Source organism: Kitasatospora sp. NPDC001309 (assembly GCF_042896295.1).
GTDB lineage: Bacteria > Actinomycetota > Actinomycetes > Streptomycetales > Streptomycetaceae > Kitasatospora.
In genome coordinates, this window is sequence record NZ_JBIAXC010000014.1 from 21,805 (window position 1) to 48,782 (window position 26,978).

Genomic DNA, 26,978 nt, shown 5'->3' on the forward strand with positions numbered 1-26,978 from the left:
GCGCGACGGGCGCCCGGAAGGTCGACCGACCGGGCAGCGGCCGGGGTGCGCTCAGATAACCGCAGGTCAGCGCGGGGACAGCGGCCGATGGTGCGGACTTGGTAAGGGAGCGCACGCGGACCGTTGGCGCGCCCCCTCCGGCTGGTTAGACTCGCGCGGCCGACCGGGCGGGCGACACGCACGGCCGACCGGGCGCCGACTCCCGTTCGGCACCGGAGCAGAGCACAGCGCGGCACCACCCAGGACACCAGGCACGTACCGCCGACGACCATGGGGGTCTCCATGCAGTTCCGCACCAGAGCACCGCTCGCCACCGCGACCGCGGCGCTCCTCCTCGCCGCCGTCGCCGCCGGCACCCCGGCCGGCGCGACCACGGACGGTACGAACCCGCCCGACACCTCGCCCGGCGCACCGCTCGCCGTGATCTCACCCGGCGATCCGTACGCCTCCTGCGACCTCGGCGCGGACGGCGACGGCACCAACCACCCGGGCGCGGAGGACGAACCGTACGCCGCCGCCAACCCGCTCGACCCGGCGAACACCATCACCGTCTACCAGCAGGACCGCTGGTCCAACGGCGGTGCCCGGGGCCTGAGCTCCAGCTACACCACGGACGGCGTGCACTTCACCCAGACGGCGCTGCCCTTCACCCACTGCGCGCCGGGCGGGCTGGCCTACCAGCGGGCCTCCGACGGCTGGGTGAGCTTCGGCCCCGACGGCACCGCGTACGCCAGCGCCCTGGTCTTCGACGCCACCACGCCGCGCAGCGCGGTGGCCGCCGCCACCTCCACCGACGGCGGGCGCAGCTGGCAGCACGTCACCGAACTGATCGGCGACGACGACCCGGCGATCACCGACGACAAGAACGCCGTCACCGCCGACCCGGTGCACCCGGGCGTGGCCTACCAGGTCTGGGACCGGGTGGACCAGACCACCGGCCCGACCCCGGTCTTCGACGGGCCGGGCTACCTGTCCGTCACCCGGGACCACGGCCGGACCTGGTCCCCGGCGAAGCCCTTCGTGACCACGGCCACGACGCCGAACACCCAGACCATCGGCAACCAGATCGTGGTCGACCCGCGCACCGACACGCTGTACGACTTCTTCGACTGGATCACCTTCACCGACGCGACCGCCACCACCGTCAGCGACGTGCACTTCGGCATGGTCAGCTCCACCGACCAGGGCCGCACCTGGAGCCCGCCGGTCCGGGTCGCCGCCGACACCTCCGTCCCCGAGGTCCACCCGAACGCGCCCACCGACGCCACCAAGTCCCTCCGGGCCGGCGCCGGACTGCCCAGCGTGGCGATCGACCCGCAGACCGGCGAGCTGTACCTCGCCTATGAGGGCTCGGAGTCCACCGGCGGCAGGTACGACGCGATCCAGCTGGTGCACTCCACCGACGGCGGCCGGACCTGGAGCGGCCCGACCCGGCTCAACCAGGCCCCGGGAGCGCCGGCGTTCACCCCGTCGATCACCGTGACGGCCGACGGCACCGTCGCCGTCAGCTACTACGACCTGCGCTACCTCACCCCGGACGACACCACCGCGCTGCCCACCGCCGCCTGGCTGCTCAGCTTCCCGCGCGGCGGCGAGAACAGTCCGGTCGAGCGGCAGATCTCGCCGGTCTTCGACTGGCTCCAGGCGCCGTACGCCGGGGGCCACTTCCTCGGCGACTACCAGGCCCTGATCACCGACGGCCACCGGATCCGCCCGGTGCTGGTGACCGCCAACAGCGGCGCCCCGCTGAACTCCACCGACGTGTACAGCGGCCGCTTCCGGCCGGACACCCTGCGCAGCCCGGGTGCGGCCGCACCGACCACCGGGGCGGCGCGCACCGGGGCGCCCGCCGCCGGCCCGCGCGCCGTGCAGCACCTGCGGCGCTGACCCGACCGGCGGCTGCCGGCGCGGAGGAGCTCCGCGCCGGCGGCCGCCCGGACCCGAGCGCTCGGGTCCGGTCCGGGCCCCGGACCGGTCACCCCACGTCAGCCGACGGCCCGGTCAGGGCCTGTTCAGTGCGTCCGTGAGGTGGCCCGCCGCCTCGATGACGGCCTGGGAGAGGCGGGCCCCCGGGTGCCGGCTGAGCCGTTCGATCGGCCCCGAGACGGAAACGGCGGCCACCACCCGGCCGGCCGGGCCCCGCACGGGCGCGGAGACGGAGGCCACGCCGGGCTCGCGCTCGCCGATCGACTGGGCCCACCCCCGGCGCCGCACCCCGCTCAGCGCGGTGGCGGTGAACCGGGCGCCCTGGAGGCCGCGGTGGAGCCGCTCGGGCTCCTCCCAGGCCAGCAGGACCTGGGCGGCGGACCCGACCTTCATCGGCAGCGCGAGGCCCACCGGCACGGTGTCCCGCAGGCCGAAGAGGCGTTCGGCGGCCGCCACGCAGATCCGGACCTCGCCCTGCCGACGGTACAGCTGGGCGGTCTCGCCGGTGACGTCGCGCAGGTGGGTGAGGACCGTGCCCGCCGCGGCCAGCAGGCGGTCCTCACCGGCCGCCGCCGAGAGCTCGGCGAGCCGCGGGCCGAGGACGAACCGGCCCTGGAGGTCCCGGCCGAGCAGCCGGTGGTGCTCCAGTGCGACGGCGATCCGGTGGGCGGTCGGCCGGGCCAGCCCGGTGGCGTCGACCAGCCCGGCCAAGGTGGCCGGACCGGCCTCCAGGGTGCCGAGGATCGAGGTGATCTTGTCGAGCACGCCGACGCCGCTCGTGTTCTCCATGGACGGGTACTCCAGTCTCAGATCCCGTGAGCGACGGGTGGGTACGGCTCACGGGCGCTCCGGTGGGGTGGGAGCGGGGTGGTCAGCGGAAACAGGCCTGCGGGAACAGCAGATCGCCTGCGCCGAGCACGAAACGGGTACGCGAAAGGGCCGGGGCGGGAAGCGCCCGGGCGAAGGACAGCACTGAGAGCACCGTGTCTCCTCATCTTCCCCGCGCCACGTTGGCGACAGGCCGGAGTTGGCACTGACCCCGGACGGCACGGCGCGTACTTCGGACGCCGGGTCGAACGGGGAGTTGCCGGGGCTTCGTAGGGCCGGTCCCTCCACCCCTCTGGATGATTCGCGAAGAACCATACAAGATTTCCCGGCCGCCCCGCCAAACCCTTTCCCGACCGCCCCTCGACCCGGAGCCCGCCGGGGTCCTTGACCACGGATGATTTAGATTTCTAAACTATTTCCATGACTGCGACCCCGGCCACCTCAGCGCCCCCGAAGAAGCCGCTCAGGTTCAGAATCGGCATCGCGCTCCTCATCCTGAGCGCCCTGACCTACGTGGCCGTCCTCGTCATCCTCTTCCTCCCGCTGGAGTCCGGCACCAAGGCCGCCGCCTTCGGCGGGACGCTCGTGGTCGCCGAGACCTGCGCCCTCATCGGCATGGCGGGCGTCGGCAAGGAGGCCGTCCGGGCAGTCCGGTCCCGCCTGGGGCTCAGGAGGCGCAGCCGCGCCGCCGAGCAGCCGCCGACCACGGACTGACGGGCCCGATGGACACCGGAGAAAGACCCGACAGCGCCGACCTGCACGCCCGCATCACCCGGATCGACCGGCTCTTCGCGGACCTGTGGGTCCTCTCGGAACGGCACGCGCCCCGCTACGGCGACTTCGGGCTCACCGCCCAACAGCACCTCGTGCTCGCGCGGATCGTGGCCGACCCGGGCATCACCCCCAAGGACCTGGCCGAGCACCTGGGCGTGTCCAGGGGCGCCGTCAGCCAGCACCTGGCGCGCCTGGAGGAGGACGGCTACCTCTCCCGGCGGCGCAGCCCCCAGGACGGACGCGTCCACGTCCTCCGCCTGGAGGCCCGCGGCGCGGCCTACCGGCAGGCCGTGCTCCGGTACGAGCGGGAGCTCCACGACGCCTACGTCGCGAAGCTCTCGGCCGCGGACATGGCGGAGATCGAGTCCGCACTCGGGAAGTTGAGGCGGGTGTTCGAGGACTGACGTCACCCGCCGTGGCCGCTACTCCGGATCGATCAGTCGGGACCGGTCACTTGGGGCCGGTCACTTGGGGCCGGTCACTTGGGGCCGATCAGTGCAGACCGATCACTTGAGATCGATCACGAGGCCGCCCGTCCGCGCCTCTTCGTTCGTGACCTTCGTCCTCGGGTGCCAGAGCACCTGCACCGAGTAGGAGTCCGAACCGCCCGGCACGTCGGGCAGCACGATCGGGAACCGGCAGGCGGAGTCGTGGTACTCGCCCTGCCCCAGGGTGCCGGTCGCCACCACCCGGCCCGCCGCGTCGCGAACGGTCACCAGGGCGTCCTTGTCCACGTCGTCCAAGCCCCTGGCACCGTTGCAGGTACCCGACTTGGTGGGGTCGGAGGTGCTGATCCGCGCCTGGCCCACCAGCGTGAAGGGCTCGTCGTCCCCGGGTCCGGACAGGCCCCAGGCCAGTCCGACGGCGCCGGCGCCGACCACGAGTCCGGCAGCCGCGAACACCGCCGGGGCCTTCCAGGGCCGGAGCCGGGGCTCCTGCGCAGGCTCCGGCGGAGCCGCCTCCGTGGCGGGTATCGGAGCGACATTCTCTTCATACGATGCGTCAGACATTCGCACAGCATGGCATCGAGCGCTTCGCCCGACGAGGAGTTATCTCGACCGGGGCCTGCCCGCGCGGCCGCCACCGACCGGCCGTGCCGACCGGCCATGGGGGCTGGCCATGGGGCCGGCAGCCGTCGGGGCACGGAAGAATGGGGCGGGTGACCAGCACTCAGCCGCTCCCCCGGGGCCTCACCGCCCTCATCCCCGACGCCCGCACCCAGGCCACGCCCGGCGAGCGGGCCGCCTCCCAGCTCCTCCACCTGCGCGAGGCGACCGTGCCCGTGCCGGTCCTCGCCGCGGCCGCCGAGCTGATCACCCCGTTGCTGAAGGACCAGGACCCGGCCACCCGCGCCGCCGCCACCGCCGTCCACACCCGCCTGCTCGCGGCCATCGAGGAGGCCACCCCCTGGCGGTAGCCGGCCGGGCGCGGCAGGGCGAGGGCCGAGCCCCTTCGCGACGAGCCCTCGCGAGGTGCAACCCTCGGGTTGCACCCGGCAGTGCGACGTGCAACTCTGGAGTTGCATCCATTGTCCGCAAGCGAAGGAGCCCCCTCATGAGCGAGGACCGGATCGAACGCGAGACCCTGATCGAGGCGCCCCTGGAGCGGGTCTGGTCCCTGGTGGCCGAGCCCGGCTTCTGGGTCGCCGACAAGGCGAGCCTGCCCGGCACCGTGGCCAGGGAGGGCGAGGAGCTGGTGGCCAGGAACCCGGAGTACGGCGACTTCCCGGTACGCGTGGAGAAGGTCGAGCCGCCGACCTACCTGGCCTACCGCTGGGCCAGCGCGTTCCCCGGCGAGGAACTGCGCGAGGACAACAGCACCCTCGTCGAGTTCACGCTGACCCCGGAGGACGGCAGGACGCGGCTGCGCGTGGTCGAGAGCGGCTTCGCGGCACTGGCCGGCTCCGAGGAAATGCGCGGCAAGGCGGTCGAGGACAACACCGGCGGCTGGCGCCAGGAGCTCGACGCGCTCAGGACGCGCGCCGAACAGCCCGCCACGTGACCGACGAACCCCACGGCGCCGCCGAGGCGGTCGACACCGTCCTCACGGCCCTGGCCGACCCGACGCGACGCCGGCTGCTCGAACTGATCGCCGCGCAGGGCGAGGCCACCGCGACGACGCTCGCCCGGCACCTCCCCGTCTCGCGCCAGGCCGTGGTCAAGCACCTCGCCGTCCTGGACGCCGCCGGGCTGGTGAGCGGCGACCGCATCGGGCGCGAGGTGCGCTACACGGTGCGGCCCGCGGCGCTCGACGCCACGGCGCGTTGGATGGCCTCGCTCGCCGCCGACTGGGACCGCCGGCTGGCGCACATCAAGCGCCTCGCCGAGGCCGCGGAGCACGACTCCCGGACCACGCGTGACCACGCGTCACGCCCACCGGAACAGCCTCACGGAAGGGCATGAGCTAGGCCTGAGTGCGGCCGGTCACCCGCCTGCCCATCCCTCCGCCCCTCCGTCCGTCCGTCAATGCACCGAGCGGGAACTTCACCTTTCGGGGTGGTTAGGTCTCGCTTTTCCGTAGGTAGTCGAACCGCCCCTTCTCCGAGCGCCTGGTACGAATGCGGAGCGACAGAAGATCCGGTACGGGCGGGGGAGTTGACACGGATGCGGGCGAGGACGGGGATCACGACGGCAGGGACCACGACGGCGGGCACGACGGCGGGCACCACGACGGTCGCCGTGGCCGGGGTCGAGTGCGGCTGGGGCAGTTCGGGGAAGTTGAGCGCGGTCCTGTCCGCCCTCCGGGCCCACAGCAGCAGGCGGCTGAGATTCATCGGCCTCGCCTCCGGGTTGGGCAGACCGCTGCTCGCCGAACAGCCGGTGGAGCGCTGGTTCGACCTCCCGGACGAGCGGTCCGACCAGGAGCTGGACCGGATCGTCCGGGCGCAGCGGGTGCAGGCGGCACTGGTGGTACTGGACGGCGTGCTGGCGAAGGCGTTGCGGGCCTGCGGGGTGCCGGTGGTGTTCGTGGACAGCCTGCCGTTCCTCTGGACGGACGGCGACCGGCCCGACCTCCCGCTGGACGCCGAGGTGTACTGCGCCCAGCGGTGCGTGGAACTGCCGCCGGAGGGCGCCGGGGTGCTGGCCGACGTGCACCGGCTGCGCTGGGTGGACGCCGTGATCGCCGACGGCGGCACCGTCCGCAGCAGCCCTCCCACGCCCCACCCTCGGCGCGCCCTGCTCAACCTCGGCGGGCTGCGCGCGCCCCACCTCACGGACTGGGCGAGCTATCCCCAGCTCGTGCTGCCCGCCGCGCTGGAGGCACTGACCGCGAGCGGGGTCACCGAGGTGCACATCGCGGGCAACCTGCCGGCCTGGCTGGCCGCGCAGTTGGTCGACTCCTGCGCCCACCCGCCCGTGACCACCGTCGGCGCCCTCCGCCACCAGGACTTCCTGCACCGCCTCGCCGACTGCGACGTCCTGCTCACCTCCCCCGGGCTGACCACCCTCCTGGAGGCCGGGCAGCTCGGCACCCCCACGCTCTGCCTGCCGCCGCAGAACCTCAGCCAGATCTTCAACGGCCGCTTCCACAGCCGGGTACTCGGCGCCGACGTCCGCCTGCGCTGGCCACCGGAGGTGTTCGACGAGGAGGAGGCACTGGCCCTGCGCGCCCACGGCGCGGGCAAGGCCCTCGACCTGATCCACGGCGGCATCGCCCGCGCCGCCGACCTCGGCCGCCACCGTACGGCCGCGGCCGTACGGGAAGGCCTGGTCGAGAAGCTCAGACAGTTGGCCTCCGTGGCTGCCACCACTCCTCCCGCCCCGGACTGGACGGCGTTGACGAGCGCGGTCGGCACGGCCGGTGCGGCCCAGGTCGCCGACGCGCTGCTGCGGCTACTGGCCGAGTCCCCGGAAGCCGACCAGCCACTCCGCTGACCAGGCCGGATCACCCCGACGGAGGGCTGCCGCGTGTCCCCGGGCCGGTGGGGGCCGTTCTCAGGCTCGGTGCCGGCGACGCGCCGACCACCCCTCCGGCACCCACGCCTGCGGCCCTGCTTCCGACGTCCCCGAGGTTTCCGAGGTCCTCCATGATGAAGTCCACCGGCCCACCCTTCCGGCCGGTCACGTCCGCCCGGTTCACCACCACCGTCCAACGACTCCTCGACCGGCCCGGTGCGCCCTCCCGCGCACGGCGCCTCCTCCCCCTGATCGCCGTCCTCACCGTGCTCCTCTCGGTGGGCGCCGCGCCACCCGGCCGCGCCCCCTCCGACCCGACCCGCACCCCCGGCGCCCCCGCCTACACCGTGGAGTTGAGAAGCGACGCCACCGGAGCTCACTGGCGCGGCCACGAGCGGATCGTCTTCACCAACACCTCGCCCGAGCCCCTGCACGAGGTCTACCTGCGCCTCTGGGACAACTTCCGCGGCGGCTGCGCGACCCCGTCCGTCCGGGTGACCGGTCTGGACGGCACCGCGGAGGTCGACTGCACCGCGCTGCGCGTCCCGTTGGCCCACCCGCTGCACCAGGGCGCCTCCGACACGGTCGAGTTCGACCTCGGCGTCGACGTCCCCGACGGCCTCGACCGCTTCGGCCGGGACGGCGCGTTCAGCTTCATCGGCAACGCCCTGCCCGTCCTCGCCGTCCACGACGGATCGGGCTGGCACCTGGACCCGTACAGCGAGCTCGGCGAGTCGTTCTACGGCCTCGCCTCCGACTTCGCCGTCACCCTCGACCACCCCACCGAGGTCCTGGTGCCCGCCACCGGCACCGCCGTCGACACCCCCGGGCGCCCGGGCCGCACGGTCACCCGGATCGGCGCCCGGCAGGTCCGCGAGTTCGCCTGGGCCGCCGGGCCCTTCCACCGGATCGAGGGCCGGTCCGGCGACGGCGTCCGGGTCGCCGTCTACTCGGTCAGCAGCGTCTCCGCCGAGGACGCCCGCGCGATGCTGGACCTCTCCCTGCGGACCATCGACGACCACTCCGCCCGCTACGGCCCCTACCCGTACGGGGACGTCGCCACCGTCCTCGACGACGCCTTCGAGTTCGGCGGCATGGAGTACCCGGCCTTCGTCCTCGACCGGATCCGACCCTCCGCCGTCATCCACGAGCTGGCGCACCAGTGGTGGTACGGCATCGTCGGCGACGACCAGTACCGCGCACCCTGGCTGGACGAGTCCTTCGCCGAGTACGCCATGGACGTCGAGATGGGCCGGACGAAGGAGGGCTGCACCGCCGCGACTCCCTTCCGGAGCCCGGCCGAACGCCTCACCAATCCGATGAGCTACTGGGACACCCACCCCGACCGCTACGAGGCGGTCATCTACGACCACGGCTCCTGCGCCCTGCACGAACTGCGCCGGCTGATCGGCACGGACACGATGTCCGCGCTGCTGCACGACTACGTCCGCGCCCACTGGTTCGGCGTCTCCACCACCGCCGAGTTCAAGGCCGCCGCCCAGGCCGCGACGTCCGTCGACCTGACGCCCTTCTGGCAGGAGCACCGCATCGACTGATCCCCGACCCGCACCGGCCCCCTCCCGGCCCCTCCCGTTCCCGTACCCTCCCGTTCCCGTACCCTCCCGTTCCCGTACCCGACCGAACCCCCGGCAGCAGTCCCGGCAAAGCCCCCACCAGCAGCTTTAATCGGTGGCCCTCCCGTCCCAGCGGCTCCTACAGTGGCCGCCGGATCAAGGACGTTCAGGGAGCCGAGCATGCGTGTGCACTACCCCCGGACGCCGCATCTCCCCTGGTCACCGGGGGCTGCGGCGGACGACGTACGGACCGGGGACGTCTCCGCCCTAGCCGGGGCGGAGATCGTGGTCACCGAGAAGCTGGACGGCGAGAACACCACCCTCTACCCCGACGGACTGCACGCCCGCTCGCTGGACTCCGCCCACCACCCCTCCCGCGCCTGGGTCAAGGGCCTGCAGAACCGGGTCGGCGCCCGCATCCCGGACGGCTGGCGGATCTGCGGCGAGAACCTGTTCGCCCGGCACTCCATCCCGTACACCGACCTGGACAGCTGGTTCTACGGCTTCTCGGTCTGGACGGACCGGGACGAGTGCCTCGACTGGGACGCCACCGTGCGTTTCCTGCGCCGCCTCGGCATCCCCACACCCCGGGTGCTCTGGCGCGGCCGCTTCGACGAACGGGCCCTGCGCGCCCTGCGCCTGGACCTCGACCGCCAGGAGGGATACGTGGTCCGGACCGTCCGGGGCTTCCCCCGGGGCGAGTTCGGCGTGCGGGTCGCCAAGTGGGTCCGCCCGGAGCACGTACGGACCGACACCCACTGGATGTACGCCGCCGTGGTGGAGAACGGCCTCGGTCCCGACGCCCCGCTCTGGGACATCCGGTCCGGCCGACTGCCCGAACTCCCGCTGCTGGCCGAGGCCTTGGACCTGCCCGAACTCACCACTGTGCCCGTCCCCTCCCCCACACCCGCACCCGCACCCGCACCCACACCCGTGCCCGTGCCCGTGCCCGGAGCCCCGACCGCCCCCGGCCCCGACCGCCGGTCGGAGGAGCTGGCCGACGTCTCCGCCCGCCTCGACGAGCTCGGCCGCACCGGCGACGCCCGTCTGGCCGGCATGCTGGCCACCGCGCTGCGCTCCGCCCGCCGGGAGTCGCTCGCACCCCGGCTCGCCGACCGCCTGGGCCTGCCCCTGGCCCGCCGGGTCGCCGACCTGGTCGGACTGCACCCCGGCCTCCAGCAGCCGTACCCGGACACCGAGCGCCGCGCCGGGCTGGTCCGGCTCGCGAGCGCCGCCGACCTCGGGGTGCTGCACGCGGTGGCCGCGGCCACCGCCCCCTGGCCCGCCGAGCGCGAGCAGGTCGCCTGGTCGGCCCTGCACGCCGAGGACGCCGGACTGCTCGACCCCGACCCACTGGCCTGGCTGCGCACCGGCCTGCGCGAGGCTCTCGCCGACCTCGCCGCCGACGCACCGGACGCCGCCGACCGCTGCTGGGCCCAGGCCCGCGAGGCCTACGCCCTCGGCCGGATCAGCACCGTCGAGGAGGCGGTGGCCGCCACCTGGCGCTGGCGCGACGGCCGCTTCCCGCGGCTGGTCCACCTGAGCGGCCCGTCCGGCAGCGGCAAGAGCACCTTCGCGGCCGCCCTGCCCGGTGTCTCGGCCCGGATCAGCCTGGACGACCTGCGCGCCGCCCGCGGCTCGCGCGCCGACCAGCGCAACAACCCCGAGGTGCTGCGCACCGCCATGGCCCGGCTGGACTCCGCCCTGGCCGACCGGGCCGCCACCGTGGTCTGGGACGCCACCTCACTCAACCGCGAGCAGCGCTCCCACGTCCACGGCACCGCCCGGCGCCGCGACGCCCTGGTCACCCAGGTGGTGCTGCTGGTCGGCGAGCAGGAACTGCTGCGCCGCAACGCCGTCCGCCCGCACCCGGTACCGCCCGAGGTGCTCTCCGCCCAACTGCACCGCTTCAACCCGCCCTACCCCGGCCAGGCACACCGCACCTGGTACGTCGGCGCCGGTGGCACCGTGGAGGACACGGCGGGAACGCTCGACTCCGAGGAGGACTGATGCGCCCCATCGAACAGGTCTGCCAGCGGATCCGCTGGGACGCCCGCTTCGACCCGGCCCGGTTCACCCTGGGCGTGCGCCAGCGCGACGACCGCATCGCGCGCGTCCCGTTGGAGGCCTTCCTGGCGTCCGGCGAGATCCCCTGGCACCGGGTGTACCAGGTCGAGGCCGACGGCGTCGTGGTGTGGGACCGCTCCACCGGCGTGGACGACCTCGACACCACCGAGGCCGGGCACCGCGCCGAACCGCGCCACCTGCCCGCGCCCTTCTTCACCGCCACCACCCCGTACGCCTGGCGGCCGGACGGCGGCTGGCAGCCCCACCACACCGCGGGCGGCACCACAGGCGGAACCGGCCCGAACGCCACCACCACCGCCGCCACCGCCACCCTGCGCGTGGTCACCTGGAACACCCTGTGGGACCGCTACGACGCCGACCGGATCGCCACCGCCCGCCGCCGACCGCTGCTGCTCGCCGAGCTGGCGGCCGCCGACGCCGACGTCATCGCGCTCCAGGAGGTCGAGCCCGCCCTGGTCGTCCAGCTGCTGGCGGAGCCCTGGGTCCGGGAGCGCTACGTCCTCGGCACCGACCCCTCCGGCCGCGACGTGCCCGAGTACGGCCTGCTGGTGCTCAGCCGTCTCCCCGTCCTGGAGGCCGGCCGGCACGCGCTGGGCCCGCACAAGGCCGTCACGGCCGTCACCGTCCGGGCCGCCGACGCGCCGCTGACCGTCGCCGCCGTCCACCTCAGCAGCGACCACTCGACGGACGGCCCGGCCCGCCGCCAGGCCGAACTCACCCGGCTGGCCGAGGGCCTGGCCAGTGTCGAAGGAGAACTGCTGCTGCTCGGCGACTTCAACGACGCCCGCTCCGGACCGGACGGCCCCGCCGCCGCACTCGGCCTCCGGGACGCCTGGACCCAGGTGCACGGCCGGGGCGACGACACCCCCACCTTCGACCCGACCGTCAACCCACTCGCCGCCGTCTCCTCCCTCACCGGCCGCCCGGGCCGGATCGACCGTGTCCTGTACCGCGCCGACCGGGCCGGCGCCACCGCCGCCGCCCTGCTCGGCGACCGGCCCACCCCCGACGGCCTCCACCCCTCCGACCACTACGGCCTGGTCGTCGACCTCGCCCTCGCCCTCGACGGTGCCGCCTCCCCGGACTCCCTGGACGCCCCGCCCACCGCCCGGACGGCCGTCGCCTGGCTCCCGCCCGAGGAGCTGTGGCCGCCCATCCAGGAACTGCGCGCCGCGTACGACCCGCAGCTGCGCCGCTGGCCCCCGCACGTCAACCTGCTGTTCGGCTTCGTGCCGGAGTCCGCGTTCGACCGCGCGCTGCCACTGCTCGGCGCGGCCGCCGCCGAGGTGGCCCCCTTCACCGCCCGGCTGGAGGGCGTGCACACCTTCGGCCACCGCGAGGACGCGACGATCTGGCTGGACCCGGCCGCCACTGCGGCCGACCCCTGGGCGGCACTGCGGCACGCCCTCGAAGGCCGGTTCCCCCGCTGCCGGGGCCGCGCCGAGGGGTACACCCCGCACCTGAGCCTCGGGCGCAGCGACGACCCCCAGCGGGTGGCCGCCGACTGCGCCGCCCGGCTGCGCGGGACGGACGCCCTGGTCGGCGAGCTGGTGGTGCTGTCCCGCCGGGGCGAGGAGCCGATGCGCCCGCGCGCGGTGGTCACCCTGGGAACGGGCCAGGTGCGGGTGCTCCCGGCGGAGCCGACGGTGTCGCTCCACCCCGAGCCCCCGCAACGCACCGCCGTCGCGGACGAGTTGGCCCGCCGACTGACCGCCGCGCTGCCCGAGGGGGTCGTCCACCAGGTCGGCTCGCGGCGGCTCGGCTGCCAGCTGGACGGCGGCGACCTGGACCTGGTGGCGGCGCTGCCCGGCCCGGCGGACCTTCCCGGGGTGCTGGCCCGGGTGGCGACGGCCCTGCCGCAGGCCCGTCGGCTCCGCGAGGTGCGCGGCGCCCGGGTGCCGGGGCTGCGGCTGGAGGCGGACGGGCTGACCGTCGACCTCGCCGTAGTGTTCACCGGCGTCCTCGACCCCGCCGAGGCGGTCGCCCGGCGCACCGAACTGGGCGAGGCGGCGGCCGTCGCACTGAGCGCGGTCACCGACGCCGAGGCGATCCGCTCCGCGCTCGGCGAGCAACGGCCGCGGTTCGTCCGACTGGCCCGGCAGGTCAAGTCCTGGGCCCGGGCCCGCGGCCTGGACGGCGCGCCGTTCGGCCAACTGCCCTCGCTGGCCTGGTCGGTACTCGCCGCCCGGACCGTCCTCGACCTGCCGGACACTCCCGAGGACGACCTGTTCCAGCGCTTCACCGAGACCTGGGCCTCCTGGGACTGGCGCCAACCCGTCACCCTCACCGCAGAACCCACCACCGTGGAAGCCACCGCGGAGGCGACCCCCAGGGAAACCACCGGGAGTTCCGGCTCCGGACCAGCCGGGGGCCCGCTGACCGTGCTCACCCCCTCCACCCCCGTCCGCAGCTGCACCACCCAGGTGGGACCGGACACCAGGGACCAGCTCACCGAGGAGCTCTACCGCGCCTGGGAACTCACCACCACCGACCCCGACCCCTGGCCCGCCCTGCTCACCCCGCCCCCGCTGCACCGCCGCCACGCCGCCTGGGCCGTGGTCTCCGCCGAGCAGGAGTCCGTCGGCCCGGCGCGCGGCCGCCTCCGCAGCCTCCTCGCCGCCCTGGAGGAGGCCGGTGCCACCGGGCTCCACGCCTGGCCCCAGCCGTACCGGACCCGCGACGGCCGCACCCATTTCCCGATCGGCCTCGGCCCCGCCCCGCTCCCCCGCGCCGAGCTCGCCGCGGTGGCCGCCGCCTGGTCCCGCGGCCTGCCGGGCGTGCGGGTCGACCACGTCGAGGGCGGCGCCGTCCGGACCCTCACCCGCTGACCCGGCCCCCGGGGCCACCGAGCCCGGAGACGACCGAACCCGCCCGGCGGATGTCCACCGGGCGGGCTCGTCAGCTCCTGCGGAGGATCAACAGCTGTGCGCCGAGGCGGGGCGCGAGGCCGCGATGTACGGCTTGCCGCTGATGTGCGCGACGACGTCGGCCGGGCAGGACGCGATCCAGGCGGCGCCCGTGGCGTGGTTCTTGACCTTGGCGTCGCTGCAGTACACGTCGCGGTCGGCGGTCTTGAAGCACTGGAAGCCGGGGTAGCCGCCGCCCGCCGCCGTGGCGGTGTTGACGCCGGCGAACAGGCCGACCACGGTGAGCAGGGCGACGGGAAGAGCGGTACGCATCCTCATGGGTTCTCCCATTGGTTCGTACAGACAGTGCGCCGATCCTGGCACCGCGGTTCCGGGCCCGACAACGACGCACGTCATGTTCGCGTCAATCCAATCGGGGGTGAACCGTTCACCGCCCGGCCCCGTCACCCGGCCCCCTGCTGCCGGCCGGCGGCCCGAGTACGACCGGCACCCCCACCGCGCCTCAGCGCGGACTGAGCAGGCAGAACTCGTTGCCCTCCGGGTCGACCAGGATCCTCCAGGAGATCGAGGACTGGTCGATCCCGGGGTCGGTGGCACCGAGGGCGCGCAGCCGGGCCTCCTCCGCCTCCGGGTCGTCCCCGCGGTAGGGGCTGACGTCGAGGTGGACGCGATTCCACCCGCTCTTGGCATCGGACGTGCGGATGAACTCCAGGTACGGGCCGACGCCCCGGGCGGAACGCATCGACGCGAAACCGTCGGCGACCTCGTGCACCGTCCAGTCCATCGCTTCCCCCCAGAACCCGGCCATTCCTCGCGGGTCGGCGCAGTCGACCACCACCGCGGCGATCGGCCCGGTGTCCCGGTACACCTCGCGGGGCTCCAGGACGCAGAACTCGTTGCCCTCCGGATCGGCCATGACCGTCCAGGGCACGTCACCCTGCCCCACGTCCGCGAGCGTGGCACCGAGGCCCTTCAAGCGCGCCACCAGTTCCGCCTGGTGGGCAGCCGAGGTGGTGGCCAGGTCGAGGTGGACCCGGTTCTTCACCGTCTTGGGTTCCTCGCTGACGACCAGGTCGATGCAGACCGCCGCCGGGTCGGGATAGGCGAAGCCCACGGGTTCGAGGTTAGTCACGCCGGGCGCCTCGCTGTCGATGCCCCAGCCGAGCGCCTCCGCCCAGAACCGGCCGAGCGCCGCATCGTCCCGGGCCTTCATGTTGATCTGCACGAGTCTCGTCGCCATGCCGAAGATCCTAGAAGGCTCCGCTCCGGGAAAGATCAGGAGTATTCATTGCGCAGTTTTCATTGCGCAACATTCCTTTCGGATCTACCGTGAAGACATGCCCAAGCCGGCCGAACCCCAGCAGCCTCAGCACCCCCAGCACCCTGAACAGCCTCGAACCCCTCGGCAGCAACCCCCCTCGGAGTGGATCACCGATCTCTCCCGCCTCAAGGCGTTCACCAACCCCCTGCGGATGCAGCTCTACCGCCTGCTCTACCTCGCCGGCACCGCCACCGCCTCCCAGCTCGCCGAACAGGTCGACCAGGCGCCGTCCCTGGTCAGCTACCACCTGCGCAAGCTCGCCGAGCACGGCTTCGTCACCGAGGCGGCCACCCAGAGCGGCGACGGACGCGAGCGCTGGTGGCAGGTCTCCTCCGAGGAGGGCTGGAGCTTCCGCGAGTCGGACCTCTCCGGCACGCCCGAGGGCGCGGCCGCAGTCGGCGCCGTCAGCCGCAGCCTGGTCGACAGCCGGGCCGCCCAGTACCGCAACTACCTCGACCAGAGCTCCGCCTGGGGCGCGGAGTGGACGGACGCCGCCTTCACCGCCGAGTGGCTGCTCGACCTCACGGCCACTGAACTCGCCGAACTGGGCGACGAGTTGCAGGAGCTCAGCCGACGCTGGCGGGAGCGGAGCAAGGCCGCGCGCGCGGCCGGCGCCACCGAGGGACGCGAACACGTGTCCGTCCACATGTACGGCTTCCCGTTCCGTCCCTGAAACCGTCACCCCACTCCCGCCCCGACCCCTCGGAGCCCCGCCATGGCCACGCTGGAGACGACCCCTCCGATACGCTCCGCCGCCGATCCCGGGAACGCACCCGCCCACCGGGACCCGAACGTCCTGCGCTGGCTCACCGCCTACACCGCCTCCCTGGTAGGCGACAGCGTCTACTTCCTCGCCCTCGGCTGGTCGGCCCAGCGGGCCGCCGGGCCCACCGAGGTCGGCCTGGTGATGGCCGCGGGGGCACTGCCCCGGGCGGTGCTGATGCTCGGCGGCGGAGTGGTCGCCGACCGGTTCGATCCCCGCCGGGTGATCCTCGGCAGCGACGCCCTGCGCTGCCTGCTCATCCTCTCCGTCGCGGCCGCCATCGCCTTGACCACGCCCGCCCTCTGGCTGCTGGTGGCGGTAGCGCTGGTGTTCGGCGCCGTGGACGCCCTGTTCGTACCCGCCGTCGGTGCCCTGCCGCCCCGGATCACCGGCCCCGACCAGTTGGCCCGGGTCACCGGACTGCGGTCGCTCGCGATGCGCCTCGGCCAGATCGCCGGCCCGCCGATCGGCGGCCTGGCCATGGGCCTCGGCGGCCCGGCGGCCGCCTTCACCGTGGCAGGAACCCTGTTCGCCCTCTCACTGCCCCTCCTCCTCTCGGTCCGGATCCGCCCCCTGGACCCACCCCCGGCCGACACCACACCCACCACCCCCGCCGGCCGTACCCCCGCCGACCGCACCTCCGCCCGCGCGGACCTCGCCGACGGGCTGCGCTACATCCGCCGTCACCGTCTGCTCGGCCCGCTGGTCCTCGTCGGAGCCGTCTGCGAGCTCGGCCTGATCGGCACGCTGAACGTCGGCATGGTCCTCCTCAACGCCGAACGCGGCTGGGGCCCGTCCGGCTACGGCCTGATCATCGCCTGCTTCGGCGCGGGCGCCACCGTCGGCGCCACCCTGCTCGCCGTCGTCGGCCGGCTGCCCCGGGCCGGGCTCACCATGGCCGTCACCCTGCTGCTGGGCAGCATCGGAGCGGCCGCCATGGGCCTGGTCCCCACCCTGTGGTCCGCCGCGGTGCTCGCCGCACTCGTCGGCCTGAACGCGGGCATCTTCGGCACCCTGGACGGCGCCCTCGTCCAGACCACTGCCGACCCCGCCTACCTCGGCCGGGTCACCTCCGTCGTCATGCTCACCATGGTCGGCCTCGCGCCACTCAGCTACCCCCTGGTCGGCGCCGCCATCGGCGCCTGGGGCGCAGCCCCCGTCTTCCTCGCCTGCGGCACCCTCTCCTCCCTCGGCGCCCTCCGCGCCCTCACCTCCCGCCCCGTCCGAACCGCCGAACTCCCCCGCCGCTGACGCCCCCGACGCCCCCCCCGACGCCACACCCCGCCCACGGCCCACAACCGGGCACGGCCAGACATCACTTGACCAGGCGGAACCTGGCCCCGGCGAGGCCAAGGGCCCGGCCGCCAGGGACACGCCCGCCCGCCGGCACTCCGGCCGTGCCATTCTTCTGGGAGCGGACCAGGGAGGGCCCGCTGTCCGTTGACGGGGGGCGTGATGGGATCGATCGGTCTCGCGTGCGTGGTGGCCGGGCTTGTCGGTGCTGGGCTGTTGCGGTGGCTACCCGTCAGGGGGCGAGCGGACGGACTGGCGGCGGAGGGCGTCGCCGGAGTGCGGGGCGGCTCGAAGGCCGCACTGACAGTGGCTGTGGTGGAACTCCACCTCGTGGGGGCGATCGACGTCGGCCGGCGCGGCCTGCTGCGGCGGGTGGTGCACTCCAGCCCCGGACGTGACGCGACTTCCTTGCGCCGAGCCACATGGACGGCGTTCGGCCGAGAGCTGTCCTCGGCCGATACCGCCGCCGCTCCGGCCGTACGGCGGGCTCGGGAAGAGGTGCGCACCGAACTGACCGGGCGTGGCCTGCGATGCGGCCGGGCTCGGCTGGCGGTGGCCTGCCTGCTGGCCATGGCAGCAGGCGGTACGGCCGTCGCCATCGCGGCGCAGGAAGGCCTCTGGACCGGCCTGCCCCTGGCCGTGCTCTCGCTCACCCTCTTGTGCGCCCCGGCGCGAACACTGGCCGGGCACCGGCTGCTGCGCGAGATGCGCCGCCTGCATCCCCTTCCCGGCGCCACCCCGGCCGAGCCGGGGGAGATCGGGCTCCTCGTCGCGCTTCACGGACGCCGGGCACTGCGCCTGCTGGTACCGGAGTTCGCCGCCCGCGCCGCTTTGCTCGGTGGCCGTGCCGCCAGAGAGACGGTCGCCCGGTCCGAGGGCGACTCGTTCGGCCACAGTGCCCTCTCCGGCACCGGCGAGGGAACCTGAGAGATCGCTGCTACGGCCGTCCCGAAGGGGAAGGGTATCTGCGGGAGGCGGTCCGTCCAGGTCTTCACCAGGGCATTACTGCTGGCCGCGAACCGACGGTTCGTTTCAGCACTACCGCTGGAACGTGCGGCCGACACCGAAGGTGTTCCTTCCTCGGACTCGACCCGACGCCGCGACCCCGACTCGGCCCACTCGGTCGACAACCATCCGCATCCGGGCCTCACTTGACCACGCGCAACTCGGGTGTGCGAGCCGGGCGGTCAGGAACTCGACGTCGCCGACGTGGCCCTACCAGCGGCCGCCGTCCCCGTGAACCGCCCTGCGGGGTGCGGCCTCAGGGCCGGGGCCAGGGCCGGCCGTCGAGGCGTTCGATGCCGGTGTTGAAGCGGCGCAGGTAGTCGGCGAAGCCGGCGATGTCGGCGTCCGACCAGTCGGACATCACCAGGTCGAGGGCGCGGACGTGGGCGCCGCGTTCCTCGTCCAGGCGGCGGCGGCCCTCGTCGGTGAGGCGGAACTTGCGGGCCATCCCGCCGTCGGGGTCGGGGATGCGCTCCAGCAGGCCGGCGCCCGTGAGCCCGGCGGTCTGCCGGTTGAGGGTGGAGACGTCGAGGCCGAAGGCATCGCTGAGCTGGCCGATGGACATCGGCCCCTGGGCCTCGACCCGGCTGAGCAGGATGTACGCGCTGCGCTCGAGTTGGCTGCCCTCGGGGCGGTTGCCGACCTGGCCGAGGTCGCGGTGACGGGCGAACACCAGGAATTCGAGGGCGACCTGGTGCGTGGGGCTGGTCATGTCGAAGTCCTTCCATCGCCCGCTCGACCTGCGGATTCCTCATTGATCGCGACCATCAGTATGCCAGAGGAGTGCAGCGCCCACATGATGTGCACGGCGCACAAGAGGGGTATGCTCCCAGCGATGTGCATGATGCACATCTCATGCATGGAGCACATTCGCCCGCCGAGCCCCAGGAGGCCCGCCATCGACGGCCCCGCCCCCACCCTCCGTACCGGTCCGATCGTCGCCACGCTCGCCTTCACCGGCACCGTCGCCGCGATCATGCAGACCCTGGTCACCCCGCTGATCAGCGAGCTGCCCCAACTGCTGCGCACCACCCCGTCCAACGCCTCCTGGGTGATCACCGCGACGCTGCTCTCCGCCGCCGTCTTCGTCCCGATCATCGGGCGCCTCGGCGACCTCCTGGGCAAGCGGACGATGCTGATCGCCTCCTGCGTCCCGCTGCTGCTCGGCTCCGTGCTGTGCGCGCTCTCCTCCTCCGTGCTGCCGATGATCGCCGGACGCGCCCTCCAGGGCATCGGCATGGGGTTGGTGCCGCTCGGCATCAGCCTGCTGCGCGACGTCCTGCCGCCCGAGCGGCTCGGCTCCGCGATCGCCCTGGTCAGCGCCTCGATGGGGATCGGTGGCGGCCTCGGCCTGCCGATCGCCGCCGCCGTCGCCGACTACGCCAGCTGGCGCGCCCTGTTCTGGGGCACGGCCGTCCTGACCGTCGTCATCATCGGCATGATCCGGACGGTCGTACCGGCACCAGCACCGGCACCCGCACCGACCCAGGCCCCAGCAGCGGCCACCCGACCGAGCGCCACCCGCTTCGACTTCATCGGTGCCGCCGGACTCAGCGTCGGCCTGGTCTGCCTGCTGCTGCCGGTCTCCAAGGGCGGCGACTGGGGCTGGGGCAGCACCCGCACCCTCGGCCTGTTCACCGCCGCCGCGGCCGTACTGCTGCTCTGGGCCCGCTGGGAACTGCGGGTCACCGCGCCGCTGGTCGACCTGCGGGTGACCGCCCGCCCGCGGGTGCTGCTCACCAACGCCGCGTCCGTCCTGGTCGGCTTCGGCATGTACGCCCAGGCGCTGATCGTGCCCCAGTTGCTGCAACTGCCGAAGGCCACCGGCTACGGCCTCGGGCAGTCGATGCTGGCGATGGGCCTGTGGATGGCACCGGGCGGTCTGATGATGATGCTCGTCTCCCCGCTGGGCGGACGCCTTTCCGCCGCGCGCGGTCCCAAGTTCACCCTGGTCGTCGGCGCGCTCGCGATCGCGGCCGGCTACGGGCTCGCCCTGCCGCTGATGGGCTCCACCTGGGGCGTGCTGACCGCCACCCTCGTCTCCAACGGCGGCGTGGGGCTGGCGTACGGCGCGATGCCCGCCCTGATCATGAGCGCGGTGCCGCTGTCCTCGACGGCCTCCGCCAACAGCTTCAACACCCTGATGCGTTCCCTGGGCACCTCGGTGTCGGCGGCGGTCGTCGGCGTGGTGCTGTCCCAGCTGACCACCACCCTGGGCGGCCGCACCCTGCCCTCGGAGGGCGGATTCCGGGTCGGCCTGGTGCTCGGCTGCGGTGTCGCCCTGCTCGCGGCCGCCGTCGCCGCCGCGATCCCCGCCCCGCCGATCGCCGCCACCGCGCCCGACCGGCCCGCCGCCGACCCGAGGGCCGGCGAGGCGCAGAACACCGCCACCGCCTGAGCCCGGCCCGCGCCCGAGCGGCCCGAGCGGCCCAAGCCCCCAGCCCCAGCCCCAGCCCCAGCCCCGACCCCCGGTGGCCCGGGCGGTCCCGCCCCACGACCGCCCGGGCCACCGGCACGGAATTGGCCCGCGACACCCTCTCCGTCCGCCACTAGCCTCGGCCTGACCACCGATCAACGGAGAACCCATGCACCGCGAACTCGCCGCCGACCTCGACCAGTTGCCCGCCCTGTTGGAAGAGGCCCGGCAGCGGGCCGTCGACTTCCTCGGCGGGCTCGACGACCGGCCGGTCATCCCGGAGGAGGCCGGCCGACCGACACCGTCGGAGCCGCTGCGCGAGGACGCCGACGGACTGCGGGCTGCCCTGGCCGAGTTCGGCGAGCGCTGGGAGCCACGGCTGTCGGCCGGCGCCGGGCCGCGCTACTTCGGCTTCGTGACGGGCGGGGCGACCCCGGCCGCGCTGGTGGGCGACTGGCTGACCGCCACCGCCGACCAGAACTCCAACTCCTCGCTCGACCCCGCCGGTCAACACCTGGAGCGGGAGACCGTCGGCTGGCTGCGCGAGCTGTTCGGGCTCTCCCCCGCGCACAGCGGCACCTTCGTCAGCGGCGCCACCCAGTCCAACACGGTCGGACTGGCGATCGCCCGCGAGTGGCTGGGCGAACGCCTCGGGGTCGACGTGGCCGAGGACGGGGTCGCCGCGCTGGGCCGGGTCCGGGTGCTGTCGGGCAGTGCGCACTCCAGCGTGGCCAAGGCGCTGTCCGTCCTGGGCCTCGGCCGCACCGCGCTGACCGCCGTCCCCGCCCTGCCCGGCCGGGAGGCCGTGGACGTGGCCGCCCTGGAGCGGGCCCTCGCCGGGGCCGACGGCCCGTGCGTCGTGGTCGCCAACGCGGGCACCGTGAACACCGTCGACTTCGACGACCTGCGGGCGATCGCCGCCCTCCGCGAGCGGTACCCGTTCTGGCTGCACGTGGACGCCGCCTTCGGCGCCTTCGCCGCGCTCTCCCCCCACCACACCGAGCTGGTCGCCGGGCTCGACCTCGCCGACTCGGTCTGCGTGGACCTGCACAAGTGGCTCAACGTGCCCTACGACAGCGCCGTGCAGTTCACCCGCCGCCGCGACCTCCAGGCCCGGGTCTTCCAGAACGCCGCCGCCTACCTCGGCCCGGTCGGCGACCACCCCGACCTGGTGCACCTGACCCCGGAGAACTCTCACCGCCTGCGCGCCCTGGCCGCCTGGTTCACGCTGCGCGCCTACGGCCGGGCCGGCCACCGCGAGATCGTGGAGCGCAATGTCGCCGGGGCCCGCGCGCTCGGCGCGGCGGTCGAGGCGATCGACGGCCTGCGGCTGCTCGCGCCGGTCCGCCTCAACGTAGTGTGCTTCACCCTCACCGAGGACCCCACCCCGGAGCGCCTCGCCGCCCTCGCCTCCGAGCTCTCCGCGGAAGCCTTCCTCACCCCGACCCGCTACGCCGGCCTGCCCGCCCTGCGCGCGGCGTTCAGCAACTGGCGCACCACGGAGGCGGATGTGCGGCGGACGGCCGCCGCGCTCTCCGCCGCGACCGCCGTGATCACCTCGGCCCACGCCGGCCGGACCCCGCCCGGCGCCTGAGCCCTGGAACCCCGGTCACCGCCCGTAGGGTGGCCGGGGTTCCAGGCGTTCGGACGTTCCGGCGTTCGGGCATTCCGGCGTGCGGACGTTCCGGCGTTCGGGCGTTCAGAAGCTCACGGGTGCGCCCCGTCCCCGTACCCGCCCCGCGACAGGTCCGTCAGACCGGCCATCAGTTCGGCATGGGCGAGGTTCAGGAAGCGCAGCGCCCGCCACCGGGGTCTGTGGTCGGGGTGGTCGCGGAAGCCGTCGGCCGTTCCGCACAGCCGCTCCCACCACACCATCACGTCCTGCCGGAGCCGTTGAGTCTCCCCGGGCACTTCGATCCGGTCCTCGACCACCACCTCGCGCCAGGCGACGAGGAGGTCGCCGAGGTGGACGCAGTCGCGGCGGGTGACATCGGCGAGGCGCTCGGCCGCGAAACGGCCGGCGCTGCCCTCGGGCTGGGCCTCGACCACCTCGCCGAGACGGGCCGACAGGAAGGCCTGCAAGGGGAGGACGTCCTCGTGGTGCAGGTCGTCGGAGAACTCCAGCACTTCCCTGGGCCGGTAGTCGGCAGCCATCGCGTGTGCTCCCTCGGTTCGGACCAGCACTCGGTGACGGATCGTCACGCCCTGTCGGCTCCCGACCCTAGCCGCGGCACGGCGGCGGCCACCGGCGATTCCGCAGATCCTCATCTTTCGGGGCCAACCAGGCGCCAGCGGCGCAACACACCTGCCGGGTCCCGCCCTTCACACCGGCGTGAAGCCCGATGATGCTCCCATGACCACCACCACGCGCCCTCCGTACGACCCGTACGCCCTCCTCGCGCAGAGCCGCCTCGGCATCCTCGCCACCATCAAGGCCGACGGCCGGCCCCAGCTCTCGCCGGTGCTGCCGTACTACGACCGCGAGGCGAACGTCCTCCTGATCTCCACCCGGGAGGGACTCGCGAAGACCGCGAACCTTCGCCGGGACCCGCGGGTCAGCCTGGAGGTGACCGCACCGGACGACCGCTCCTGGACCACCGCCGAAGGCACCGCCACCCTCACCGGACCGGGCCTCGACCCCGACGGTCCCGAGGTCGAGGCCCTGGTCGACTACTACCGCCGGGCCGCCGGCGAGCACCCCGACTGGGCGGACTACCGCAGGGTCATGGTCGCCGACCGCCGGGTACTGCTCACCATCCCGGTCGACCACGTGTACGGCGCCCGGATCTGACCGGATGACCGGGTGACCGGGTGACCGGGTGACCGGGTGACCGGCGACCGAACGGCCCGGCCATCGTCACAGGGGAACGGTGGCCGGGCCGTTGACCGCCCTCGGACGAGCGCCCCCGAACGACCACCCGCCTCCCGGGGCCGACAACCCCCAGGCGCCCCCAGGCGACCACCCGCCGACGACGGTCAGTTCCGGGTCGCCGTGACGACCGTGGCGTCCAGTTCCTCCTCGCGGCTCACCTCCGCCGCCAACCCCGCCGCCCGGGCCACCTCCAGCGCACCGGCCGCCTGCCGCTCGCTGGTCTCGAACAGCAGCGCCCCGCCCGCCGCCAGCCACCCGGGCGCGACCGCGGCCACCCGGCGCAGCACGTCCAGCCCGTCCGCCCCGCCGTCCAGCGCGGGCCGGGCCTCGTGCAGTCGCGCCTCGGGCGGCAACAGCTCGACGTCCGCGGTCGGTACGTACGGGACGTTGGCGATCAGTACCTCCACCCGTCCGCGCAGTGCCTCGGGCAGGGGTGCGAAGAGGTCGCCCTCGTAGACCCGCGCGCCCGTCCCGGCCAGATTGCGCCGGGCGCAGCGGACGGCGGCGGGGTCGAGGTCCGCGGCGTACAGCTCGACCGGGTGGTCGACCTGGTCCGCCACGGCGGCGCCGAGGGCACCGCTGCCGCAGCACAGGTCGACCACCACGGCGCCGGGGCCGGCGAGTCGGGCGGCCTCGGCGGCCAGGAACTCGCTGCGTCGGCGCGGGACGAACACGCCGGGGTCGACGGCGATCCGCAGACCCGCGAACTCGGCCCAGCCGACGACGTGTTCGAGCGGTCGGCCCTGGGCGCGGGCCCGGACCATGGCGGCCAGTTCGGCGGGCGAGGCGGCGGCGGTGAGCAGGATCCGGGCCTCGTCCTCGGCGAACACGCAGCCGGCGGCGCGCAGTCGGGAGACGACGGAGGAACGGAGAGCGGCGGAGGAGAAGACCGACAAAGGGACCCCTAGGGCAGGACGGGAGGAGAACGGAGGACTCCGTCAGGGCTCCTGCCAGGGCCGACACCGCGTCGGCGCGCCCGCGCTACGCGCGCGATGCGCCCGCACGGCCGCGCTCCGGGAGCACCCGCTCGGACATACCGGTAATGGGTCTCACCTCCCTGGCTCTCGGTCGTGTTCGTCGTGTACAGCGTCGGCCACCCTACCGCACCGACCGGGCCCACCGACCGGCCGCTGAGCCGTGCGGTCGGCCTCGCGATCAGCCGAGGAAGTCGGCGACCAGGACGGCGAAGTCCTCCGGGGTGGTGACCGGCACCCCGAGCTCCTCCGCCTTGGCCCGCTTGGAGCCCGCCTTCTCGCCCGCGACCAGCAGGGTGGTGCGCTTGGACACCGAGGAGGAGACCTTGCCGCCCGCACGCTCGATCAGTTCGTTCATCGCGTTGCGGGAGAGCTCCGCCAGGACGCCGGTCATGCTCCCGGTGACCACCACGCTCTGCCCGGCCAGCGGACCGGCCACCGCACCTTCCGTCTCCGCGCCTTCGCCCGCCGCACCGGCAGCGGGAGCAGCCGCCGCGACCAGCGGCTCGGTGACCGCCGTCCCCACGCCCTGCTCCGCCAGTCGGTCCAACAGCGGCGCCACGTCGGCGAGTTCGGCGACGATCACGGTCGCCTTCTCGGCCCCGATGCCGTCCACGCCTGCCAGCGCCTCCGCGTCGGCGGCCCGGATCGCGGCCATGCTGCCGAAGTGCGCGGCGATCCGGCGCGACATCGTCCGGCCGGTGCCGCGGATGCCGAGGGCGCAGAACACCCGGTTCAGCGGGCGGGTGCGGGCGGTCTCGATCGCGGCGAGCAGGTTGTCCGCGCTGGTGTCGCCCATCCGCTCCAGCGTGAGCAGTTGTTCCTTGGTCAGGGTGAAGAGGTCGGCGAGGTCGGCGACCAGCCCGGATTCGACCAACTGGACGGCCCGGGTGCCGCCGAGGCCCTCGATGTCGAGCTGGTCGCGCCCGGCCGCGTAGATCACCGAGGCGACGGCCTGGCAGCCGCGGCCGCGCACGCAGCGCCAGCGCTGCTCCGAGCGGTCGATGGCATCGCCGCAGCGCGGACAGACCTCGGGGAAGGCGATCGGCTGCTCGGCGCCGGTGCGCTCGTCCACCAGCGGCGCCTCGACGCGCGGGATGACGTCGCCGGCGCGGTAGACGAACACCTGGTCGCCGAGCATCAGTCCGCGGCGCTCGATGTCGGCGGGGTTGTGCAGGGTCGCGTAGGTGACGGTGACGCCGTCGATCACCACCGGCTCCAGCACCGCGCGGGGCGCGATGATCCCGGTGCGGCCGACGTTCCACTCCACGGCGAGCAGCCGGGTGACCTTGTGCTGGGCCTGGAGCTTGCGGGCGACCGCCCAGCGCGGCGCGCGGGAACCGGAGCCGGCCTCCTCCTGGTCGGCGACCGCGTCCGCCTTGACCACGACGCCGTCGATGCCGAAGGGCAGTGCGGCGCGCAGCGCGGCGATCTCCTCGATCCGCTGCTCGGCCTCGGCGAGCGTGGCGCAGCGGCGGGGCGCGGCCGCGGTGGTGGCCGCGGTGTTGGCGCCGAGTCCGGCGATACGGGCGAGCAGCGCGGCGTGGTCCAGGCCGGGCAGGCCGTGGGCGTCGTAGCCGAAGAAGGTGAGCTCGACCCGGTACGGGCGGTCCTTGGCCCGCAGGGTGCCGGCGGCGCCGCTGCGCGGGTGGGCGAAGGGGGTGGCGCCGTGGGCGGTACGCACGGCGTTGGCCGCTTCGAACTGTGCGTGGGTGAGCAGCACCTCGCCGCGCAGTTCCACGTCGAGCGGCTCGCTGAGCCGGGCGGGCAGGCCGAGCACGGCGTCGGCGGCGTGGGTGATGTCCTCCCCGGCCAGGCCGTCGCCCCGGGTGAGCACCTGGTGCAGCCGGCCGGCCCGGTAGCGGGCGGCGACCGCGAGGCCGTCCAGCTTGGGCTCGACGCACCAGGCGGCGACCGGTCTGCCGAGCCGGCGCTCCAGCCCGGCGGCCCAGGACTCCAGTTCCTCGGCGGAGAAGACGTTGTCGAGCGAGAGCATCGGCGTGCTGTGCGGGACGTCGCCGACGACCGCGCCGCCGGCCACCTTGCCGGTGGGCGACTCGGGCAGCACCTGCTCGGGGTGCGCGCGCTCGTAGGCCTCGATCCCCCGGACCAGGGCGTCGTACTCGTCGTCCCCGAGCGGGGTGGAGCCGTCGCCGTAGTACGCCCCGGCGGCCCGGACGGCGGTGGCGACGGCGTCGGCGTAGGCCTGCGGGGAGGCGAGGGTGGCGGGGGTGGCCGTGGTGGCTGCGTCCTTCATACCGCCATCATGGCGAGGCGCACTGACATTCGACCCGGTCCGGCGCGGGCGGGCCCGGGAACGGGTACCCGATCGGCCGAGTGAACCGGTTGCTCCGGGCGAACCGGATGCTCCGAGCCGTCCG

24 protein-coding genes and 1 riboswitch are annotated in these 26,978 nt (G+C 74.2%); of the genes, 16 read left to right on the plus strand and 8 right to left on the minus strand.

What is annotated here, in order from left to right:
- The first annotated feature begins 282 nt into the window (after nucleotides 1–282).
- Nucleotides 283–1,887: a neuraminidase (sialidase) gene (locus ACFY2K_RS16565; RefSeq protein ID WP_387711942.1), complete on the plus strand. Its 1,605-nt coding sequence runs from the start codon at nucleotides 283–285 to the stop codon at nucleotides 1,885–1,887.
- Between the two features lie 114 nt (nucleotides 1,888–2,001).
- Here the strand turns inward: ACFY2K_RS16565 and ACFY2K_RS16570 are convergent, their stop codons facing one another.
- Nucleotides 2,002–2,715 (minus strand): IclR family transcriptional regulator, encoded by a 714-nt coding sequence (locus ACFY2K_RS16570; protein ID WP_380398676.1) that lies wholly within the window; start codon nucleotides 2,713–2,715, stop codon nucleotides 2,002–2,004.
- A 199-nt stretch (nucleotides 2,716–2,914) separates the two neighbouring features.
- A riboswitch (SAM riboswitch) is annotated at nucleotides 2,915–3,057 on the minus strand.
- A 117-nt stretch (nucleotides 3,058–3,174) separates the two neighbouring features.
- Between ACFY2K_RS16570 and ACFY2K_RS16575 the strand changes: the two genes are divergently transcribed.
- The gene (locus ACFY2K_RS16575; RefSeq protein ID WP_380531425.1) at nucleotides 3,175–3,468 is read left to right on the plus strand and encodes a transporter suffix domain-containing protein; all 294 of its coding nucleotides are present in this window, start codon (nucleotides 3,175–3,177) and stop codon (nucleotides 3,466–3,468) included.
- A gap of 8 nt (nucleotides 3,469–3,476) precedes the next feature.
- Complete coding sequence (locus tag ACFY2K_RS16580; RefSeq protein ID WP_387711947.1) at nucleotides 3,477–3,932, plus strand: MarR family winged helix-turn-helix transcriptional regulator; 456 nt, start codon at nucleotides 3,477–3,479, stop codon at nucleotides 3,930–3,932.
- Nucleotides 3,933–4,034: 102 nt separating this feature from the next.
- On the opposite strand, the gene ACFY2K_RS16585 is transcribed toward ACFY2K_RS16580, so the two are convergent.
- A complete protein-coding gene (locus ACFY2K_RS16585; RefSeq protein WP_380640882.1) occupies nucleotides 4,035–4,430 on the minus strand; it encodes a hypothetical protein in 396 nt (131 codons plus the stop codon).
- A 257-nt stretch (nucleotides 4,431–4,687) separates the two neighbouring features.
- On the opposite strand from ACFY2K_RS16585, the gene ACFY2K_RS16590 reads away from it, so the two are divergent.
- From ACFY2K_RS16590 to ACFY2K_RS16620, 7 genes are all read left to right on the plus strand, one after another.
- Complete coding sequence (locus ACFY2K_RS16590; protein ID WP_380640880.1) at nucleotides 4,688–4,945, plus strand: hypothetical protein; 258 nt, start codon at nucleotides 4,688–4,690, stop codon at nucleotides 4,943–4,945.
- 137 nt (nucleotides 4,946–5,082) lie between these two features.
- Nucleotides 5,083–5,529 carry an SRPBCC domain-containing protein gene (locus ACFY2K_RS16595; protein WP_387711951.1) on the plus strand — a complete coding sequence of 149 codons (447 nt, stop codon included), beginning with the start codon at nucleotides 5,083–5,085 and terminating at the stop codon, nucleotides 5,527–5,529.
- A complete protein-coding gene (locus ACFY2K_RS16600; protein ID WP_380640878.1) occupies nucleotides 5,526–5,930 on the plus strand; it encodes an ArsR/SmtB family transcription factor in 405 nt (134 codons plus the stop codon). The genes ACFY2K_RS16595 and ACFY2K_RS16600 overlap by 4 nt, the downstream gene beginning before the upstream one ends.
- 201 nt (nucleotides 5,931–6,131) lie before the next feature.
- Nucleotides 6,132–7,403 (plus strand): hydroxymethylcytosylglucuronate/cytosylglucuronate synthase, encoded by a 1,272-nt coding sequence (locus tag ACFY2K_RS16605; protein WP_387711954.1) that lies wholly within the window; start codon nucleotides 6,132–6,134, stop codon nucleotides 7,401–7,403.
- Nucleotides 7,404–7,555: 152 nt separating this feature from the next.
- Nucleotides 7,556–8,980: a M1 family metallopeptidase gene (locus ACFY2K_RS16610; protein WP_387711957.1), complete on the plus strand. Its 1,425-nt coding sequence runs from the start codon at nucleotides 7,556–7,558 to the stop codon at nucleotides 8,978–8,980.
- Between the two features lie 198 nt (nucleotides 8,981–9,178).
- Nucleotides 9,179–11,008 (plus strand): RNA ligase family protein, encoded by a 1,830-nt coding sequence (locus tag ACFY2K_RS16615; RefSeq protein WP_387711960.1) that lies wholly within the window; start codon nucleotides 9,179–9,181, stop codon nucleotides 11,006–11,008.
- Entirely contained in the window at nucleotides 11,008–13,914 is a 2,907-nt protein-coding gene (locus ACFY2K_RS16620; RefSeq protein ID WP_387711963.1) for a poly(A) polymerase, read from the plus strand. The genes ACFY2K_RS16615 and ACFY2K_RS16620 overlap by 1 nt, the downstream gene beginning before the upstream one ends.
- An 87-nt stretch (nucleotides 13,915–14,001) precedes the next feature.
- Here the strand turns inward: ACFY2K_RS16620 and ACFY2K_RS16625 are convergent, their stop codons facing one another.
- A complete protein-coding gene (locus ACFY2K_RS16625; protein WP_387711966.1) occupies nucleotides 14,002–14,271 on the minus strand; it encodes a hypothetical protein in 270 nt (89 codons plus the stop codon).
- A gap of 184 nt (nucleotides 14,272–14,455) precedes the next feature.
- Nucleotides 14,456–15,193, minus strand: coding sequence for a VOC family protein (locus ACFY2K_RS16630; protein ID WP_387711969.1), 738 nt, complete (start codon nucleotides 15,191–15,193; stop codon nucleotides 14,456–14,458).
- A 97-nt stretch (nucleotides 15,194–15,290) separates the two neighbouring features.
- Here ACFY2K_RS16630 and ACFY2K_RS16635 point away from each other — a divergent pair, with 97 nt between their 5' ends.
- From ACFY2K_RS16635 to ACFY2K_RS16645, 3 genes are all read left to right on the plus strand, one after another.
- The gene (locus ACFY2K_RS16635) at nucleotides 15,291–15,947 is read left to right on the plus strand and encodes an ArsR/SmtB family transcription factor (RefSeq protein WP_387711972.1); all 657 of its coding nucleotides are present in this window, start codon (nucleotides 15,291–15,293) and stop codon (nucleotides 15,945–15,947) included.
- A gap of 42 nt (nucleotides 15,948–15,989) precedes the next feature.
- Nucleotides 15,990–17,288 (plus strand): MFS transporter, encoded by a 1,299-nt coding sequence (locus tag ACFY2K_RS16640; protein ID WP_387711975.1) that lies wholly within the window; start codon nucleotides 15,990–15,992, stop codon nucleotides 17,286–17,288.
- 357 nt (nucleotides 17,289–17,645) lie between these two features.
- A complete protein-coding gene (locus ACFY2K_RS16645; protein WP_387711978.1) occupies nucleotides 17,646–18,257 on the plus strand; it encodes a hypothetical protein in 612 nt (203 codons plus the stop codon).
- Nucleotides 18,258–18,591: 334 nt separating this feature from the next.
- Here the strand turns inward: ACFY2K_RS16645 and ACFY2K_RS16650 are convergent, their stop codons facing one another.
- Nucleotides 18,592–19,047 (minus strand): MarR family winged helix-turn-helix transcriptional regulator, encoded by a 456-nt coding sequence (locus ACFY2K_RS16650; protein ID WP_380398650.1) that lies wholly within the window; start codon nucleotides 19,045–19,047, stop codon nucleotides 18,592–18,594.
- A 147-nt stretch (nucleotides 19,048–19,194) separates the two neighbouring features.
- Between ACFY2K_RS16650 and ACFY2K_RS16655 the strand changes: the two genes are divergently transcribed.
- Both ACFY2K_RS16655 and ACFY2K_RS16660 read left to right on the plus strand, forming a co-directional pair.
- Nucleotides 19,195–20,733, plus strand: a complete 1,539-nt coding sequence (locus ACFY2K_RS16655) for an MFS transporter (RefSeq protein ID WP_380586369.1) — start codon at nucleotides 19,195–19,197, stop codon at nucleotides 20,731–20,733.
- Between the two features lie 187 nt (nucleotides 20,734–20,920).
- Entirely contained in the window at nucleotides 20,921–22,345 is a 1,425-nt protein-coding gene (locus ACFY2K_RS16660; protein ID WP_380586366.1) for a pyridoxal phosphate-dependent decarboxylase family protein, read from the plus strand.
- A 113-nt stretch (nucleotides 22,346–22,458) separates the two neighbouring features.
- On the opposite strand, the gene ACFY2K_RS16665 is transcribed toward ACFY2K_RS16660, so the two are convergent.
- The gene (locus ACFY2K_RS16665) at nucleotides 22,459–22,905 is read right to left on the minus strand and encodes a hypothetical protein (protein ID WP_387711983.1); all 447 of its coding nucleotides are present in this window, start codon (nucleotides 22,903–22,905) and stop codon (nucleotides 22,459–22,461) included.
- Nucleotides 22,906–23,104: 199 nt separating this feature from the next.
- Here ACFY2K_RS16665 and ACFY2K_RS16670 point away from each other — a divergent pair, with 199 nt between their 5' ends.
- Complete coding sequence (locus ACFY2K_RS16670) at nucleotides 23,105–23,542, plus strand: PPOX class F420-dependent oxidoreductase (RefSeq protein WP_387711986.1); 438 nt, start codon at nucleotides 23,105–23,107, stop codon at nucleotides 23,540–23,542.
- 185 nt (nucleotides 23,543–23,727) lie between these two features.
- On the opposite strand, the gene ACFY2K_RS16675 is transcribed toward ACFY2K_RS16670, so the two are convergent.
- Together ACFY2K_RS16675 and ligA are read right to left on the minus strand one after the other, a co-directional pair.
- Nucleotides 23,728–24,519, minus strand: a complete 792-nt coding sequence (locus tag ACFY2K_RS16675; protein ID WP_380524534.1) for a putative protein N(5)-glutamine methyltransferase — start codon at nucleotides 24,517–24,519, stop codon at nucleotides 23,728–23,730.
- Between the two features lie 259 nt (nucleotides 24,520–24,778).
- Complete coding sequence (gene ligA / locus ACFY2K_RS16680; RefSeq protein WP_387711989.1) at nucleotides 24,779–26,854, minus strand: NAD-dependent DNA ligase LigA; 2,076 nt, start codon at nucleotides 26,852–26,854, stop codon at nucleotides 24,779–24,781.
- Between the last annotated feature and the right edge of the window lie 124 nt (nucleotides 26,855–26,978).